Here is a 16,162-nt window from a genome sequence, read left to right on the forward strand (position 1 = left end):
AGCGATGACAATGCGGGCATGGGTACTCAAGAAATTCGGCAAGCCGGAGGATCTCGTTCTCGACCGGATCCCGGTTCCATCCTTGTGTGAAGGGGGTCCGGAGCCGCTTGACACGCTGGTAAAAGTCGAGGCTGCCGGGCTGAATTTTGCAGACGAGATAGCGATTGCAGGCCGCTATCAGGACCGGATCGAGCCCCCGTTCGTGCCTGGCAATGAATTTGCCGGAACCGTGGTTCAAACGAGTGGAAACTCCCGGTTTCAAATCGGCGACAGGGTCGCATGCCAGGTTCGCAGCGGAGCATTCGCGGAATATTGCGCGGTTCCCTCGCGCCGATTGATGGCCATCGGCGATTTGCCCGCCGCGGCTGCGGCCGCGCTCCCTGTTTCCTACACGACAGCCCATGTCGCATTGTTCCAGAAAGCGAATTTGACTGCCGGAAAGACGGTTCTGATTCATGCCGCCGCTGGTGGGCTTGGCGTCGCTGCAACGCAACTGGCCCATTCCGTCGGGGCCCGTATCATTGCAACGGCAGGGTCGGAGGAAAAGCGCCGCATCGCACGCGAAAATGGCGCTGAACACGTGATCGATTACCGCCAGCCGAATTGGCAAGACGAAGTTAAGGCTTTGGCCCCGCAAGGCGTCGATATCGTGCTCGATCCGGTAGGTGGAGAAACCTCGGAACGAAGCTTGCGTCTCTTGGGATGGCAGGGGCAGTTACTCGTGTGTGGCTTTGCCAGTGGCGAGATACCTGCCCTGAAGGCAAATTACATGCTGGTGAAATCGGCCAGTGTGCATGGCGTTTACTGGAGCTTTGATCGCAACCCCGAGGAAATCGCTGCGATACAGCAGGACCTAGTTGGCCTGTGTGGCCAAGGCAGGATCAGCCCGCTGATCCAACATGTCCGCCCAATCGGCGAATTGATAGAGGCAATCACGGCCTTGGGAACGCGAAACACAGTCGGCAAGGTTGTGTTGTCATGGCAGAGCGATGATTAGAGCACTTTCCGGCCATTCTGGATCACCCTGACGGAGCCGCTTGGTCCGCCAGCGAAGCGAGGCGATCGGCAGTTGCCAGCATTGGCAAATGGTCTGCCGGGATCGAAAAGTGATCGGACAACGCCAAGGGCGTCGAGGTGCCACCCCGCCGCTGGGTCGTCGAACGAACATTCGCGTGGCTCGGACGATGCGGTCGGCGCGCCAAGTGCCTCGTCCTTGGCGTTGGCGCTCATCGCCGCAATCCGCATGCCCAGCCGCCGGACCAAAAGATATTGCTTGGATTAATAAAATTGCAAACTGGCTGTTGGGTGGCCCGGCGTTCGGAGCGGCCTCCGCAGGGTTTCCAGGCCAGATACCATACGCGGGCGTATTGACATTTGAAGATTCGCTTTTTATACGGCTGCCATCAGTCTTCGTTGAGACAGAAGACATACGGAGAGCGAGCGGGATGAGCTACGGATCTGTCGAGCAAATACTCTATGACGTGAGTACGTCGCGTAGCCATCGGGAGGCGTTTCGCCAGAATCCTGAAGAAGCGTCAGGCAAATACGCGCTCACTGACGCGGAACGGGAGATGGTCGTTGCCGTGCAGGTGGAAGACCTGTTCAAATACGGAATCAATCCGATGCTCTTGATGGGTTTCTGGACCAGTGTGCGCGGGCCACAGTCGATACCCGAATATCTCGATCGAGTTCCCAAGCTAGAATCCCGACTGGAAGCCTTGCCGGGCTAAACGGGCATTCCAACGGCTTTTCCAAGCTTGGACGAATCAACCCACGAAAGAGAGTTGTCAGATGGCGAAAATCGTTAGTGGCTATATCATGCCGCATGATCCCTCGTTGTTCGTAAATCCGCAGAATATAGAGCGCGACCACCTGCTCGGGGCCTACACCCTCATACGGGAAAAGGTGGAAGCGCTGGGGGCGACCAAAGCGATAATCTTCGGTGCGGACCATTACATTCTTTTCAGCCCTCGCTGCCTTCCGCAATTCCTCATCGCCACAGGCGAACTGCATGGCCCGATTGATCGGTTGCCAGGAGTTGCGAACTCACCGATCGCCAGCGATCCCGCTTTCGCGCGCAGCCTTGTGGATTACGCCCATGGTAACGGGTTCGATGTTGCGGTTGCGCGCGATCTTGGTGTGGATCATGCCATCGGCGTACCCGCCCAACTCGCCTTGCCGACAGACGGATCGGTCAAGACCATTCCCGTCTACATGGCAAGCGGCGTGGAGCCATATGTCCGCCTTCAGCGCGCATATGAATTCGGACAGATGGTTCGCGAAGCGGTCGCCGCCATGCCAACCGACGACCGGATCGTGTTGATGGGCAGCGGAGGCATAAGCCATTGGGTCGGTACTGGCGAGATGGGGCGGATCAATCCCGAATTCGACGAAAAGGTTCTCGATGCGATTGTGTCCGGTGATCCAGCCCCGCTTTTGGCGATGACCGACCAGGAGATCATGCGCGACGGGGGCAACGGCGGGATGGAAATCCGCCATTTTCTCGCCGTGATGGGCGCGCTTCCCGGAGGATCAGGCGAGGTGCTCGCCTATGAAGCCTGGCCGGGCGGTGTAACTGGCCTGGGCTTTGCGGAAATCCTGCCATCGGCCTGAGATTGGCAGGCGCCATCAAATTGAATGGGAGAATGGGGTGTCAAACCTAGTAGTGGAAACGACCAGCCGGGAAGTACCAATTGTCAGGACAGGCGAATGGGTCGATGTGGAAAACGGTTGGTTAGATCGCCGGATTTTCTGGCAGGACGATATCTATGCACTGGAATTGGAACGAATTTTCGCCAGATGCTGGATCTTCGTTGCCCATGATTCCCAATTGCCCGAAGTCGGGGATTTTCTGACCAGCACGATAGGTCAGGACGCGGTCATTGTGTCCCGCGGCGAAGACGGCAAAATTCATACCTTCCTCAATTCCTGTTCTCACCGGGGCAATCGTGTCTGCTTTGCCGAGGTCGGCAAGGCCCGCCGGTTCACCTGCAATTTCCATGGGTGGTCCTACGGCCTCGATGGCGGTCTGAAGAGCGTAAGCCGTCCGCAATCCTATGATGGCAAGTCCAATTTTGACAAGGCAAAGCTCGGCCTCCACCCGGCCCGGGTGGAAAGCTACAAGGGCATGCATTTCGCCTGCTTCGATCCCGCAGCGCCGTCCCTTGAAGAATACCTCGGCGACTTCCGCTGGTATCTTGACGTCATTCTCGACAACGATGAAGGTGGCATCGAATTCATCGACGGCAACATCAAATCCCATCTCAAATGCAACTGGAAGTTCCCCGCGGAAAACTTTGTGGGTGATTCCTACCACGCGCCCTGGACCCACGGTTCAGCTCTTATCGCCATGTTCGGCAAGGCGCCGACCATGCGGGCAGAACGGTCCTATCACGCCAACGTGAATGGTCACGGCTGGGAGTTTGGACTGGATTTCATCGGCAACGCTGCCACCCTCAATTCGCCGCAGATCATCGAGTATCTTCGTGGGCAGGAAACCAAGTTTGCCGAACGGCTGGGGAAGGTCCGCAGCAGGATGGTTGGATCGCTCAGCTCGGCCAACGTTTTCCCCAACCTGTCTTTTCTGGCTGGGCACAACACCTTCCGCACCTGGAACCCGAAAGGGCCCAGCGAAACGGAGCTTAACACATGGGTGTTTCTGAACGCCAATGCCCCGCAGGAGTTGAAGGATGAGTACCGGCGCGGAGTGATGCTGACCTTTTCGCCCGCAGGCGTCTTCGAGATGGACGACGGGGAGAACTTTGAGAATTGCACGTCGGTCAACGCTGGCGTTGTGACCCGACGCCAAATGCTCCACGTGGGAATGGGTCTCGATTCACAGATCGACCATGATGAGCTCAAAGGGAATGTTTACCAGAGCCAGATCAACGAGGCAAACCAGCGGGCGTTCTACCAGCGTTGGGCAGACCTGATGGGCGCAGAAACCTGGGCCGATGTCCCTGTCCGCTGAATATCAATTAGAGGTGACCGTGAACCAATCCGGCCAAGTCGCATCTTGCGATAATCCCGCAGTCCCCATCGTTTTGCTGCTCGAGATTCAGCAGTTTCTGTATCGCGAAGCCCGTCTTCTCGATGGTGAACAGTATGATGAGTGGCTGGAGTTGCTGGCAGACGATATCCATTACTGGGTTCCCGGCGTGCAGGCTCGCTACAGGAAGGACGTCGAGAAATTCAGCGCTGGCCGCATGGCATATTTCGACGACAATCTCGAGTATCTCAAGATTCGTGTTGCCCGTGCCAAGCAGCCCAATGCCTGGGCCGAAGACCCGCCGACGAGGCATTTTCACCTGGTTGGAAACATCGAAGTTGAAATAACCGAAAATCCCGCCGAGTGGACTGTACATTCTCTCATTCTGAACAATCGGCACCGGACTGAGAATGATGAGATGGAGATCAAGGCTCGCCGACTAGATCTTGTCAGGCGGGATCAGGATGGTTCCTTGAAACTGGCTCGCCGGAAGGTGATTTTGCAACAAACAGTATTGCAGTCAAAAAATATCAATACGTTCCTGTGATTGGACGCCGCGGGCCAGCCGTGTGCACGGCGGTGACAAAACCAGCCACTGGAACGCCGGTTGAACTGATGGGGTCGTCTTGTCTTATGACTTTTCCGCTGGTTTTAGGCATTAAGGGATGCCCGATCCGGGGTGGCCACCCCGGATCGGGCGGAAGGGGATGGATCGAATCCGTCTCGGTCGTGGAGGACCGTCGATTAGTGTGATCACCCCTTTCTTTTCCACCAGACCTGAACGGAAACCAGGGCTTCGGGCCCGGATGACAAGAGTAGGACAGCGGAAAAGATGGACAATCCCATACCCCAAACCATCGGCATCGACATCTCAAAAGCGACGCTTGATGTATATGCTCATCCTGCAGGCTGCGAGCGGCAGTTCACCAATACCGCCAAGGGCCACAAGGAGCTGATAGCGTGGCTCGGGCAATGGTTGATCGATCGGATCGCCTATGAGGCTACTGGCGCATACCACCGACAGCTCGAGCAGGCTTTGTCGGATCTGCCATGCGTCAAGCTCAACCCGGCTCGCGCGCGGCGGTTCGCACAAGCGATTGGCACTCTCGCCAAAACGGATAAAATTGATGCGGTAATCCTGGCCCGCATGGCGACGACACTCCAGCCTCCCGTGCGCCCAGCCAATACGCCCCAGCAGGCCAAGCTCGCCGAATTAATCAGCGCTCGTGATGGCTTGGTCCGCGATAAAATTGCGCTTCAAAATCAAGCGAAGAACCTGACGCTGCCTCTCCTCAAGCGTCAGCACAAAAAGCGTTTGGATCAGATCGAACGGCATATCGAACAGGTTGATGCCGAGCTTGCGACGATCATTGCGGCTGACTCAGAGTTGGCGCGACGGCACGAAATCATCTCCAGTATTGCCGGGATAGGCACACGCACCGCCGACCAGCTGGTCGCGACCATGCCAGAGTTAGGAGCACTCGATCCCAAACAAGCCGCTTCCCTTGCAGGCCTGGCTCCCGTCACCCGACAATCAGGGCAATGGAAAGGGCGCAGCTTCATTCAAGGGGGACGGGCCAACGTAAGACGAGCGCTTTACATGCCGGCCCTCGTTGCCGCCCGCTACAATCCAGACCTCAAGGCAAAATATCAAAGCCTCGTCGCGGCCGGAAAACCGGCAAAGGTCGCTCTAGTCGCCCTTATGCGAAAGCTCATCATAATCGCCAACGCGCTCATCAAAGAAAACCGCCTTTGGGTCGAAAAGCGGGCTTGATCACAACGGAAACTAATCGCCGGACTTTTTGCTTTTGGCATCCTCATCTTGGGCGCGATACTCGTGCTGATTTACGCTAGGGACGATGAGGATTGAGCGCCGTCAACTGTGACGCAGCAAAAAGTCGCGCCAGTGGAACGCGGCTTTTACGGCATATCCAATGCACCCCCGCGAAGGTTCTGAGTCGTTTTTCTCCCTGCGCCAGATGCCTGCGCTACGGAACCGCGGCGGCCGGATCAGCGTTGCGTTCCGATAAGGTAGGAGCCAGTGCCATGATTGCCGATCCCAAGAACACCGACGCGCCCGAAGCCGTGAACCGCGAGCAGGATGACGAGGAAACGCAGGCGCAGTCGGTCGCCAATGCTGCCCGCACCGAGCGCCCATTGGCCGACAGCGACAAGCCAAAGACGGGTGACGAGACCGACGACGTGCAAGACGTTGTTGATCACATGCATCACATGGAACGCTCGGGCCGGATCGACATGGACGCGTACCGCGGCGAACGCAGCGACGACGACGAGCCCGGTCAGCTGGGACGGGGCGGCGACGAAGACGACGGGCCACGCGGCGCCGAATAATTTTTCCGAACCGTTCATCGCATTGGCCCATGAAGTGCGCGGCCCCGATCCCGACGGCGATTGGTTCGCCGTGCTGGTCGATGGGAAGAATGAAACTCCTATAGATCAAGTTTTCGCAACAGCGGGGGCAACGCAGGCTGAAGCCGACCGACGCCCCTGATTGCGCAGTTGTTGCCCTGAGCGTTACCTAGCGCGCTCACCGCGTCACCATATTCTCGCTAACTACTTGATTATGGTGAGCCCTGCTGGGTTCGAACCAGCGACCTACTGATTAAAAGTCAGTTGCTCTACCGACTGAGCTAAGGGCCCATCGCGCCGCCGCAAAGGCGGCGTGCGAAGTGAGCCGTCGCCCTAGTGCGCCGCTGCGCCCCGGTCAACCGGCTTTGGACGTGCAAGCCTTGCGGCGAGCTGGCGGACGCTGCGGCGGTGGAGTGGGTGCTGCCATTCGGGGACGATCGCGCGGAGCGGTCCGAGGACGAAGGCGCGCTGTGCGATCGCAGGGTGGGGGATGGTGAGCACACTGTCGGACCAGATGCCGCCCGACCAGAGGAGAATGTCGAGGTCAAGCGTTCGCGCGCTCCAGCGCTGTCCGGTGCGGCGGCCAAAGCTGGCTTCGATCGCGTGCAGCCTCGCAAGCATTTCGGGCGGGCTCAGCGTCGACGCAACAAGTGCGACCGCATTGGCATAGCGGCGGCGCGAGTGGCCGAGCGGGGCGCTGGCGATGATCGGGCTGGCGTCGACGGCCTCGATGTCGTCGCTTTCGAGCGCGGCGAGTGCGGCGAGCAGCACGGCGCGCGGATCGCCGAAACGGGCGTGGCGCCGGTTCGACCCGAGCCCGATGGCATAAAGTGGAAGCGGCATTGCGTTGCTCATGGCGCCGCGCCTATCGCAGATGGGTGGAGATTGACAGCCCGTTGCCCGGAACCGAACCGCCGCGCGATTGCCCGCGCTGCCCGCGGCTTGTCGCCTTTCGGCGAGAATGTCAGGCCGAACATCCCGATTGGTGGAACGCGCCGGTATATACCTTCGGCGATCCCGACGCCTGGCTCGCCTTTGCGGGGCTGGCCCCGGGCAAGCATGGCGCCAACCGGACGGGGCGGCCGTTCACCGGCGACTATGCGGGCGACCTACTGTTCGCGACGCTCGCCGCGTTCGGACTGAGCAAAGGCCGATATGATGCGCGGGTCGACGACGGGCTGACACTGGACGGCGCCATTATCGTCAACAGCGTCAAATGCCTGCCGCCGCAGAATAAGCCGGCGCCGGCGGAGATCGCGAATTGCCGACCATTTTTCGAGAAGCAACTGGCCGCGTTGCCCGGCGTCCGCGTGATTATCGCGCTGGGACGGATCGCGCATGACGCGGTGCTGCGAGCGGCTGGCGTTCGGCTAGCGGCGCATCCTTTCGGTCATGGCGCCGTTCATGGGCTGGCTGATGGGCGCCACCTGGTCGATAGCTATCATTGCTCGCGTTACAATACCAACACCGGCCGTCTGACCCCCGAGATGTTCGCCGACGTCTTTCGTACTGCGCTGGCGCTGCGCGATCAGACGAGCCGGCCGAATTCCTCGATCAATCCGCGGTAAAGCACGCGCTTGAACGGCACGATCAGCTTCTCGATCTCGTTCAGATCGGCCCATTTCCAGGCGCGGAATTCCTGATGCTTGGTTGCGATATTGACGTCGGCGTCCTCGCCCATGAAGCGCATCAGAAACCAGTACTGGCGCTGGCCGCGATATTTGCCGCCCCACATCTTGCCGATCAGATTGTCGGGCAGGTCATAGAAATATTCCTCGCGGCTGCGCGCGATGATTTCGACCAGTCCGCCGTGGACCCCGGTTTCTTCGCCGAGCTCGCGAATCGCGGCTTCCTCGGCATCTTCGCCGGGGTCGATCCCGCCTTGCGGCATCTGCCACGCCTCGCTCGACGTATCGAGCCGCTGGCCGACGAAGACCAGGCCGTCGCGGTTGGCGAGCATGACGCCGGCGCAGGGCCGGTAGGGAAGTGTGCTGGGATCGATCATGCGGTCCCGCTAGCGTCGGCGACGATCGCTTTCAAGACCGTCAGCGCACCGCGGATGTCGTCCTTGGCGCTCGGGATCCCTTGCGCCAGATTGATGTAACCGTGAATGCTTCCCGCCGCTTCGCGATAGGTCGTCGGCACACCCGCTTCGATCAGCTTGGCGGCGTACGCGCGGCCCTGATCACGCAGCGGGTCGAGCCCAGCGGTGGTGAGCAATGTTGGCGGCAGGCCCGCAGCGGGGAAATCGAGCGGCGACGCGCGGTAGTCGGCGGGATCGGCGGCATATTGATTGCCGAACCACGTCATGCTGCCGGTGGTCAGCAGATGGCCTTCGCCGAAATCGCGATAGCTTTGCCAGTCGTCGTGCGTAGTGACCGCCGGATAGATGGGGTGCATTGCGATCACCGGCTTCGACGCGGGTTTGTCGCGAAGGGTGAGCGCGGTCGCGATGGTCAGGTTCCCGCCGGCGCTTTCGCCCGACAGGACGAGCCCGGTGCAGGGGATATTATCGGCAACCCAGCGCGTCGCCGCTTCGCAATCGTCGGGCGCGGCGGGGAAAGGGTGTTCGGGCGCGAGGCGATAGTCGATCGCGATGACGGGCATGTCGAGCAGGCGTGCGGCTTCGGCGCAATAGGCATCATGGGTGTCGAGGTCGCCGATGACCCAGCCCCCGCCATGATAAAAGACCATCACCGGGCCAGGTTCGCGGTCAGGACGATTGTCATAGCTGCGGATCGAAATCTCGCCCGCGGGGCCGGGAATTGTCCGATCCTCGACCTTCGCAATCTCGCCGCGTGGGGCATCGGCCATCTTGGCCATCATGCGAAACATCTCGCGCGCCTCGGCGGGCGGCAACTCTTCCATCTTAGGGCCTTCCTGCGCATTGAGGAAAGCCAGGAACATGGCCACGTCGGGGCGGGTATAATGGGTGGTGCCGTCGGTCATCCTGCTGGTCCCTCTTCGCCGTTGCGTCTTTGTTATCGGCGCAGCTATTCGGCATCGCGCGGGATAATTCAATGGCAATTGGCAACCCATTCGGACGTTTGAAGTTTGCAGCGCACAATTTTTTCTGAATTGCGGCATCGCGCCCACAGGCCTAGGCCAGCGTCACAGGTTCGCAAGATTCAAGGCAGAAAATAAAATGGCGACAGCGGTAGCGGGCGAAACCGACAAACGGACGTCCCCCCTTTCGGATGCAGTCGTGGTCAGGTTTGCAGGTGACAGCGGCGACGGGATGCAGTTGACCGGCGGTCAATTCACCCTGTCTTCGGCGCTCGCGGGCAATGACTTTGCGACCTTCCCCGACTTCCCCGCCGAAATCCGCGCGCCGCAAGGCACGTTGTTCGGCGTGTCGGCGTTCCAGATCAATTTCGGGTCGTCGGCGATCGACACGGCGGGCGATGCGCCCGACGTGCTCGTCGCGATGAACCCGGCGGCGCTCAAGACGAACGTGCCTTCGCTCAAGCAAGGCGGGCTGATCATCGCCGACGAAGGCGAGTTCAACGACCGCAACCTCGCGAAGGCAAAATATGACGCCAACCCGCTTGACGACGGCAGTCTGGCGAAGTGGCAATTGCTCAAGCTCAACATCAGCCAGTTGACGATGGACGCCGTGAAGCCGTTCGGCCTTGGCAACAAGGAAGCGCTGCGCTGCAAGAATATGTGGACGCTGGGGTTGGCGCTCTGGATGTTTGACCGCGACCGCGCACCGCTGGTCGATTGGCTCAATGCGAAATTCGCCAAGGCGCCCGATCTGGCTGCCGCCAATATCGCGGCGCTGAACGCCGGCCATGCTTATGGTGAGACCGCCGAACTGGCGGGGCCGCTCAAGCAGCATCATGTCGATCCCGCGCCCGTCGCGCCGGGGCTTTATCGCACGCTGACCGGCGCGGAGGGTATTGCCCTCGGCCTCGTTGCGGGCGCGCAGCTCGCCAAGCTGCCGATGTTCTTTGGCGGCTATCCGATCACCCCCGCGTCGGCGATCCTGCATCATCTGTCGCGGCTGAAAGAATATGACGTCACGACCTTCCAGGCCGAGGACGAGATCGCGGCGATCTGTTCGGCGATCGGCGCCAGCTATGGCGGGTCGCTCGGTGTCACCAGCTCGTCGGGTCCGGGCATCGCGCTGAAGGGCGAGGCGATGGGCCTCGCGATCATGACCGAGCTGCCGCTGGTGATCGTCAATTCGCAGCGCGGTGGTCCCTCGACCGGCCTGCCGACCAAGACCGAGCAGTCGGATCTGTATCAGGCGGTCTATGGCCGCAACGGCGATGCGCCGATGCCGGTGATTTCGGCGCGCTCGCCCGGCGATGCGTTTGAATGCGCGATCGAGGCGGTGCGGATCGCGGTGCAATATATGACCCCGGTGATCCTGCTGACCGACGGCTATATCGCTAATGCGGCTGAGCCGTGGGCGGTGCCTGATCTCACGACATATGAAGCCTTCCCGGTCGAATTCCTGACCGAAGTGCCCGAAGGCGGTTTCAAGCCCTATAGCCGCGACGAAAAGCTCAAGCGTCCGTGGGTCAAGCCCGGGACGCCCGGCCTGCTCCATCGCATCGGCGGGATCGAGAAGGAAATCGACACCGGCCACATCAATTATGAAGCGTCGAACCACCAGGCGATGACCGATATTCGCAAGAATAAGATCGACGGCATCACGGTCCCCGATCAGATCGTCGAACTTGGCGCCGAGAGCGGCAAGCTCGCGGTCGTCGGATGGGGTTCCACCTTTGGCCCGATCCATCAGGCAGTGCGCCGCAAGCGCGCCGAGGGCGCCGACGTCAGCCATATCCATATCCGCCACATCTGGCCGCTGCCCGCCAATCTGGGCGAACTGCTCAAAAGCTATGACAAGGTGATCATTCCCGAAATGAACACCGGCCAGCTCAAGACTGTGCTGCGCGACCAGTATCTGGTCGACGCCAAGCCGGTCAACAAGGTGTCGGGGCAGCCCTTCACGATTGCCGAGATCGAAGCCGCCATCGAGGAGGCACTAGCATGAACGAGATGACGACCATCGCGCGCACGACGACGCTCAAGGATTGGGAAACCGATCAGGAAGTGCGCTGGTGCCCCGGCTGCGGCGACTATGCGATTTTGAAGGCGGTGCAGCGCACAATGCCTGAAATCGGCACCGCGCCCGAGAACACCGTGTTCATCAGCGGCATCGGCTGCTCGTCGCGCTTTCCCTATTATATGGAAACCTATGGCTTCCACACGATCCACGGCCGTGCGCCGGCGTTTGCGACGGGGCTGAAGCTCGCCAATCCCAACCTTGATGTTTGGATCGTCACCGGTGACGGCGACGGGCTGTCGATCGGCGGCAACCACACGATGCACCTGATCCGCCGCAATCTCGATTGCCAGATCATGCTGTTCAACAACGAGATCTACGGGCTGACCAAGGGCCAATATTCGCCGACCAGCCGCGTCGGCACGACCAGCCCCTCGACCCCCTATGGATCGGTCGATCGCCCGGCGCAGCCCGCGGCCTTTGCGCTCGGCGCCGGATCGCGCTTCGTCGCGCGCGGCTTCGACGTGTCGAAGAAGTTGCCCGAAGTGCTGAAAGCAGCGCATGCCCACAAGGGCGCCGCCTTTATCGAGATTTTCCAGAACTGTATCGTCTATAACAAAGACGTGTTCGAGGATTTCGCGGCGCCCAAAGGTGCCGAGGATCGCCAGCTGTGGCTCGAGAATGGCGAGCCGATGCTCTATGCCAAGGGCACCAAGGGCATCGCGCTCGATGCCGAGGCGCTGCATCTCAAGACCGTCGATGTCGTCGATGGCGACTGGCAGGCCGCGGGGGTGATTGTCCATGACGTCACCAACCGCAGCGTGGCGCATATGCTGGTCGAAATGCGGTTCGGGGAATTCCCGATGGCGCTGGGCGTCCTCTACGACGATCCGCGCCCGACCTTTGAAGCCGATGTCTGGCGCCAGAACGCGGCCGCTCGCGAAGGCAAGACCGCCGATCTGCAAGGCCTGCTGAAAAAGGGCCAGACGTGGACGGTGACCGAGGGTGGACCCGAGCTCTAGTTGCCGCGCGCTTCGTGGTCGCAAGCCGATCGTGACCCGCTCCGTATAGCGCATTGCAAAGCGGACCGATCCACGCCACCAAGCGGCGATGGATAATCTCACGCACAGCCTCGTCGGCGCGGTTCTCGGCCAGATGGGGCTCAAGAAAAAGACCGGGCTGGCGATCCCGACGCTGATTCTGGCGGCGAACCTTCCCGACATCGATGCCGCTTGTCTGGCGTGGCTCGACGGGATCCAGCATCTGGGTTTTCGGCGCGGGATCACCCATGGTCCGATCGCGATGCTGGTCTTGCCGATATTGCTGTGGGCGGCGATGCTGGCATTCGATCACTGGCAGGCAAGGCGCGGCAAGCGCCCCGCCGGGCGGCTGCCGATCGACAAGCGCTGGCTGCTGGCGCTCGCCTATATCGGTTGCCTCAGCCACCCGGCGCTCGATTGGCTCAACAATTACGGCATCCGCCTGCTCGAGCCCTTTTCGTCGCAATGGTTTTACGGCGATACGATCTTCATCATCGATCTGTGGATATGGATCGCGCTGGGCCTGTCGGTGTGGCTGTCGCTGCGCCGCGAGCGGGGCGGGGCAACAAACTGGCAGCGGCCCGCGTGGGTCGGCTTCACCGCGATTTGCGTCTATATCTTTGCCAATGGCCTGATCACCGGCGCTGCCGAACGGACCACGGCGACCGCGCTGGCAGCGAGCGGACATCGGGACGCGCTGGTGGTTGCCAGTCCGCCGCCGCTGGCATTCTGGCAACGCGATATCTTCTGGCGCACCGCCGAGCGGTACGGGAGCGGTAGTTTTACCCCCGGCGTTGGCGGCAATCTTGACATCAGCGGCCTGCGGGCCGGGATGGATGACCCGCGGATCGAGGGGTGGCTGATGGGCGATCCCGATGCGCGCGCATTCCTGTTCTGGGCGCGGATGCCGGTCGCGCAGCCTGACGGCGATGCGATCCTGCTGCGCGACCAGCGCTTCATGCATCCCTTGGCGCAGGACCGTTTCCAGGTCCGGCTTACCGCACCCGACACTGCTACCCGCAACCAATGACGGCGCCGAGCATCCTGTGGCTCCGCCGCGACCTGCGCCTGTCGGATCAGGCGGCGCTCGTCGCAGCGGCCGCGGCTGGGCCGGTGATCCCGGTGTTCATTCTGGACGATGATACGCCGAAGCATCGCCGGATGGGCGCAGCGTCGCGCTGGTGGCTGCACCACAGTCTCGCCAGCCTCGACGCCAGCCTGCACGAAAAGCGGTCGCGATTGATCCTGCGGCGCGGGAAGTGTGAAGAGCAACTCGCTCTGATCGCAGCAGAAACTGGTGCGAGGTCGGTGCACTGCCTCCGCCACTATGAACCATGGTGGCGCAACGCCGAAAAGGCGGTGGCGAAGCAGCTCGACTTGCAATGCCATGATGGCAATTACCTGCTCCCGCCGGGATCGCTGACGACCGGGGGCGGCACGCCGTACAAAATCTACACGCCCTTCTGGCGGGCATTGAAGGAGCATATGCCGCCGCCGAGCCCGTCGAACCGGCCGCGCGAGATTGCGGCGCCCGACAAATGGCCTGCTTCAGACATGCTTGCCGACTGGAATTTGCTACCGACCAAGCCCGATTGGGCCACCGGCTTTACCGCGCAATGGGAGCCGGGCGAGGCAGGCGCGCGTAAGCGGATCGCGGCGTTTGCTGACGAGGCGGCGGATTATGATCGCTGCCGCAATCTGCCGTCGCAGGAGGGCAGTTCGCGCCTGTCGCCGCATCTCCATTTCGGCGAGGTCTCGCCCGCCACCATCTGGCAGCGCACCGCCGACGCCGGGGGATCGGTCGATGTGTTCCTCGGCGAGATAGGGTGGCGCGATTATGCGCAAAACATCATCCTGCAGTTTCCCGACTATGGCGGGCGCAGCGCGCGTGCGGCCTTTGACGTCGATCTGCCATGGCGCAGCGGCAGCGCGGCCGATGCCGATCTCGCCGCCTGGCAACAGGGCCGCACCGGCTATCCGATCGTCGACGCCGGGATGCGCCAGCTATGGGCGACGGGCTGGATGCATAACCGGGTGCGGATGATCGCCGCGAGCTTCCTGATCAAGCATCTGCTGCTCGACTGGCGGCTGGGCGAGCAATGGTTCTGGGACACGCTCGTCGATGCGGATTACGCCTCCAATGCGGTCAACTGGCAGTGGGTGGCGGGCAGCGGCGTCGACAGCAATATGTTCCCGCGGATCATGGCGCCGCTGACGCAGTCGGAGAAGTTCGATGCCGCAGCTTATATTCACCAGTGGGTGCCGGAGCTTGCTGAACTGACCGAACCGGCGATCCACGATCCCGAAAGCTTCGGACAGCGGCCGCGATCCTATCCCGCCAAGATCATCGGCCACCGCGAAGCGCGCGAACGCGCGCTGGCCGCCTATGACGTCATGAAGGCGCACGGCAACTGATTGTCAGGCGCCGGACTTTGGGGCAGGAAGGCGCTATGAACACGCATGTCAGCCCGCGCCGCGGCAAGCAATTGCTCCGCGCCGACCGCGCCTACCGCAGCGGCGGGGCGCTCGCGCGGCTGCTGGCGCTGGCGCCCGCGGGACTGTTTCATCGGCTGCTCGACCGGATTGACGCGGGTCTCGCGCTGGGCACGATCGAGACGCACACGCCCGACGGCAGCGTCCGCCTGCTGGGCGGGCGCGGGCACGGGCCAGCGGCGGTCGTTCACCTGCACAGCTGGGCGGCGCTGGCGCGGCTGGCGATGTCGGGGTCGGTGGGCTGGTACCGCGCGTGGGACGCGGGCGAGTGGACCTCGCCCGACCCGGTACCGCTGTTCGACCTGTTCATGCGCAATGGCGAATCACTCGGTGATGTGGCGCGGGCGCGCGGGCCATTGCGCTGGCTCAACAAGATCGCGCACCTGCTGAACCACAACAACCGTCGCGGGGCGAAGCGCAACATCCATGCCCACTATGATTTAGGCAATGATTTCTATCGTTTGTGGCTCGATCATGCGATGAATTATTCCAGCGCATTGTTCGCCGAGCCGGGCCAATCCCTGGAGGAGGCGCAGACGGGCAAGGTCGATGCCATCCTCGACCGGCTCGACCTGCGATCGGGCAGCCGCCTGCTCGAGATCGGCTGTGGCTGGGGCGCGCTCGCCGAGCGCGCGGTCGAACGGCACGATGTCATCTACACCGGCATCACGCTGTCGCCGTCACAGGCCGAGATCGCCGATGCGCGGCTTGCCGCGGTCGACTTGTCAGCGCGGTCGCGTATCGAGCTGTGCGACTATCGCGACGCCCGGGGACCCTATGACGCGATTGCCAGCGTCGAGATGGTCGAAGCGGTCGGGCAGGCCTATTGGCCAGCCTATCTCGACGCCGTCGCGCGGCTGCTGCGCCCCGGCGGCAGGGCGGCGATCCAATATATCCTGATCAACGATGTCTTGTTCGAACGCTATGCGGCGAGCAGCGACTTCATCCAGGCCTATATCTTTCCCGGCGGCTGCCTGATCTCCGAAAGCCGGTTCCGGGCGCTCGCGGAGGCGCGCGGGCTCGCATGGCGCGACGTATACCGGTTCGGCGAGGATTATGCCGAAACGCTGCGGCAGTGGCGCGAGCGTTTTGACGCAGCGGTCGCGGCCGACCAGCTGCCGTCAGGGTTTGATGACCGTTTCGTTCGGCTCTGGCGTTATTATCTGCAATATTGCGAGGGCGGTTTTCGCGGCGGCGGCATCGATGTCGCGCAAGTGACGCTTGAAAAAACAGCCTGAAAACAGGGGAGAG

The 16,162-nt window shown here is 61.6% G+C and carries 16 protein-coding genes, 1 tRNA gene and 1 pseudogene; 14 read left to right on the plus strand and 4 right to left on the minus strand.

Annotated elements, in window-relative coordinates:
- Positions 1-4: 4 nt before the first annotated feature.
- The 8 genes and pseudogenes from CDQ92_RS00310 (at position 5) to CDQ92_RS00340 (ending at position 6,340) form a co-directional block, all read left to right on the plus strand.
- Complete coding sequence (locus CDQ92_RS00310) at positions 5-997, plus strand: NADPH:quinone oxidoreductase family protein (protein WP_158213746.1); 993 nt, start codon at positions 5-7, stop codon at positions 995-997.
- A gap of 101 nt (positions 998-1,098) precedes the next feature.
- Positions 1,099-1,282, plus strand: a pseudogene (locus CDQ92_RS21490) (transposase); the annotation flags it as partial.
- A 163-nt stretch (positions 1,283-1,445) separates the two neighbouring features.
- On the plus strand, positions 1,446-1,730 hold the full coding sequence (locus tag CDQ92_RS21015) for a hypothetical protein (RefSeq protein ID WP_158213747.1): 285 nt from the start codon (positions 1,446-1,448) through the stop codon (positions 1,728-1,730).
- 61 nt (positions 1,731-1,791) lie between these two features.
- Positions 1,792-2,613, plus strand: coding sequence for a DODA-type extradiol aromatic ring-opening family dioxygenase (locus tag CDQ92_RS00320; RefSeq protein WP_088439063.1), 822 nt, complete (start codon positions 1,792-1,794; stop codon positions 2,611-2,613).
- A 106-nt stretch (positions 2,614-2,719) separates the two neighbouring features.
- Positions 2,720-3,970, plus strand: a complete 1,251-nt coding sequence (locus CDQ92_RS00325; RefSeq protein ID WP_237246103.1) for an aromatic ring-hydroxylating oxygenase subunit alpha — start codon at positions 2,720-2,722, stop codon at positions 3,968-3,970.
- Positions 3,954-4,535, plus strand: coding sequence for a 3-phenylpropionate/cinnamic acid dioxygenase subunit beta (locus CDQ92_RS00330; protein WP_088439065.1), 582 nt, complete (start codon positions 3,954-3,956; stop codon positions 4,533-4,535). Before CDQ92_RS00325 ends, CDQ92_RS00330 begins: the two co-directional genes overlap by 17 nt.
- A gap of 285 nt (positions 4,536-4,820) precedes the next feature.
- Positions 4,821-5,762, plus strand: coding sequence for an IS110 family RNA-guided transposase (locus CDQ92_RS00335; RefSeq protein WP_088439067.1), 942 nt, complete (start codon positions 4,821-4,823; stop codon positions 5,760-5,762).
- Between the two features lie 272 nt (positions 5,763-6,034).
- Positions 6,035-6,340 (plus strand): hypothetical protein, encoded by a 306-nt coding sequence (locus CDQ92_RS00340; RefSeq protein ID WP_088439069.1) that lies wholly within the window; start codon positions 6,035-6,037, stop codon positions 6,338-6,340.
- A 233-nt stretch (positions 6,341-6,573) separates the two neighbouring features.
- Here the strand turns inward: CDQ92_RS00340 and CDQ92_RS00345 are convergent.
- Together CDQ92_RS00345 and folK are read right to left on the minus strand one after the other, a co-directional pair.
- Positions 6,574-6,649 (minus strand) — tRNA-Lys (locus CDQ92_RS00345).
- Between the two features lie 42 nt (positions 6,650-6,691).
- Positions 6,692-7,213, minus strand: coding sequence for a 2-amino-4-hydroxy-6-hydroxymethyldihydropteridine diphosphokinase (gene folK / locus CDQ92_RS00350; protein ID WP_188682469.1), 522 nt, complete (start codon positions 7,211-7,213; stop codon positions 6,692-6,694).
- A gap of 23 nt (positions 7,214-7,236) precedes the next feature.
- Here folK and CDQ92_RS00355 point away from each other — a divergent pair, with 23 nt between their 5' ends.
- Positions 7,237-7,926, plus strand: coding sequence for a uracil-DNA glycosylase (locus CDQ92_RS00355; RefSeq protein WP_088439071.1), 690 nt, complete (start codon positions 7,237-7,239; stop codon positions 7,924-7,926).
- On the opposite strand, the gene CDQ92_RS00360 is transcribed toward CDQ92_RS00355, so the two are convergent.
- Together CDQ92_RS00360 and CDQ92_RS00365 are read right to left on the minus strand one after the other, a co-directional pair.
- Entirely contained in the window at positions 7,887-8,363 is a 477-nt protein-coding gene (locus CDQ92_RS00360) for an RNA pyrophosphohydrolase (protein ID WP_088439073.1), read from the minus strand. The genes CDQ92_RS00355 and CDQ92_RS00360 overlap by 40 nt on opposite strands.
- The gene (locus CDQ92_RS00365) at positions 8,360-9,307 is read right to left on the minus strand and encodes an alpha/beta hydrolase (protein WP_088439075.1); all 948 of its coding nucleotides are present in this window, start codon (positions 9,305-9,307) and stop codon (positions 8,360-8,362) included. Before CDQ92_RS00365 ends, CDQ92_RS00360 begins: the two co-directional genes overlap by 4 nt.
- 196 nt (positions 9,308-9,503) lie before the next feature.
- On the opposite strand from CDQ92_RS00365, the gene CDQ92_RS00370 reads away from it, so the two are divergent.
- The 5 genes from CDQ92_RS00370 (at position 9,504) to CDQ92_RS00390 (ending at position 16,149) form a co-directional block, all read left to right on the plus strand.
- Complete coding sequence (locus CDQ92_RS00370; protein WP_088439077.1) at positions 9,504-11,366, plus strand: 2-oxoacid:acceptor oxidoreductase subunit alpha; 1,863 nt, start codon at positions 9,504-9,506, stop codon at positions 11,364-11,366.
- The gene (locus CDQ92_RS00375; RefSeq protein WP_088439079.1) at positions 11,363-12,400 is read left to right on the plus strand and encodes a 2-oxoacid:ferredoxin oxidoreductase subunit beta; all 1,038 of its coding nucleotides are present in this window, start codon (positions 11,363-11,365) and stop codon (positions 12,398-12,400) included. The genes CDQ92_RS00370 and CDQ92_RS00375 overlap by 4 nt, the downstream gene beginning before the upstream one ends.
- An 88-nt stretch (positions 12,401-12,488) precedes the next feature.
- Positions 12,489-13,448, plus strand: coding sequence for a metal-dependent hydrolase (locus CDQ92_RS00380; protein ID WP_088439081.1), 960 nt, complete (start codon positions 12,489-12,491; stop codon positions 13,446-13,448).
- A complete protein-coding gene (locus tag CDQ92_RS00385) occupies positions 13,445-14,833 on the plus strand; it encodes a cryptochrome/photolyase family protein (protein ID WP_088439083.1) in 1,389 nt (462 codons plus the stop codon). The genes CDQ92_RS00380 and CDQ92_RS00385 overlap by 4 nt, the downstream gene beginning before the upstream one ends.
- Before the next feature lie 35 nt (positions 14,834-14,868).
- On the plus strand, positions 14,869-16,149 hold the full coding sequence (locus CDQ92_RS00390; protein WP_088439085.1) for an SAM-dependent methyltransferase: 1,281 nt from the start codon (positions 14,869-14,871) through the stop codon (positions 16,147-16,149).
- The last annotated feature ends 13 nt before the right edge of the window (positions 16,150-16,162 follow it).

Origin of the sequence: Sphingopyxis bauzanensis (assembly GCF_002205675.1) — a bacterium.
In the GTDB taxonomy this organism is placed as follows: Bacteria; Pseudomonadota; Alphaproteobacteria; order Sphingomonadales; family Sphingomonadaceae; genus Sphingopyxis; species Sphingopyxis bauzanensis.

What these genes read in the sequence shown, in the direction of transcription:
- CDQ92_RS00310 (WP_158213746.1), top strand. Translation starts at nt 5, where the DNA reads ATGACAATGCGGGCATGGGTACTCAAGAAATTCGGCAAGCCGGAGGAT.
- CDQ92_RS21015 (WP_158213747.1), top strand. Translation starts at nt 1,446, where the DNA reads ATGAGCTACGGATCTGTCGAGCAAATACTCTATGACGTGAGTACGTCG.
- CDQ92_RS00320 (WP_088439063.1), top strand. Translation starts at nt 1,792, where the DNA reads ATGGCGAAAATCGTTAGTGGCTATATCATGCCGCATGATCCCTCGTTG.
- CDQ92_RS00330 (WP_088439065.1), top strand. Translation starts at nt 3,954, where the DNA reads ATGTCCCTGTCCGCTGAATATCAATTAGAGGTGACCGTGAACCAATCC.
- CDQ92_RS00335 (WP_088439067.1), top strand. Translation starts at nt 4,821, where the DNA reads ATGGACAATCCCATACCCCAAACCATCGGCATCGACATCTCAAAAGCG.
- CDQ92_RS00340 (WP_088439069.1), top strand. Translation starts at nt 6,035, where the DNA reads ATGATTGCCGATCCCAAGAACACCGACGCGCCCGAAGCCGTGAACCGC.
- folK (WP_188682469.1), bottom strand. Translation starts at nt 7,213, where the DNA reads ATGAGCAACGCAATGCCGCTTCCACTTTATGCCATCGGGCTCGGGTCG.
- CDQ92_RS00360 (WP_088439073.1), bottom strand. Translation starts at nt 8,363, where the DNA reads ATGATCGATCCCAGCACACTTCCCTACCGGCCCTGCGCCGGCGTCATG.
- CDQ92_RS00365 (WP_088439075.1), bottom strand. Translation starts at nt 9,307, where the DNA reads ATGACCGACGGCACCACCCATTATACCCGCCCCGACGTGGCCATGTTC.
- CDQ92_RS00370 (WP_088439077.1), top strand. Translation starts at nt 9,504, where the DNA reads ATGGCGACAGCGGTAGCGGGCGAAACCGACAAACGGACGTCCCCCCTT.
- CDQ92_RS00375 (WP_088439079.1), top strand. Translation starts at nt 11,363, where the DNA reads ATGAACGAGATGACGACCATCGCGCGCACGACGACGCTCAAGGATTGG.
- CDQ92_RS00380 (WP_088439081.1), top strand. Translation starts at nt 12,489, where the DNA reads ATGGATAATCTCACGCACAGCCTCGTCGGCGCGGTTCTCGGCCAGATG.
- CDQ92_RS00385 (WP_088439083.1), top strand. Translation starts at nt 13,445, where the DNA reads ATGACGGCGCCGAGCATCCTGTGGCTCCGCCGCGACCTGCGCCTGTCG.
- CDQ92_RS00390 (WP_088439085.1), top strand. Translation starts at nt 14,869, where the DNA reads ATGAACACGCATGTCAGCCCGCGCCGCGGCAAGCAATTGCTCCGCGCC.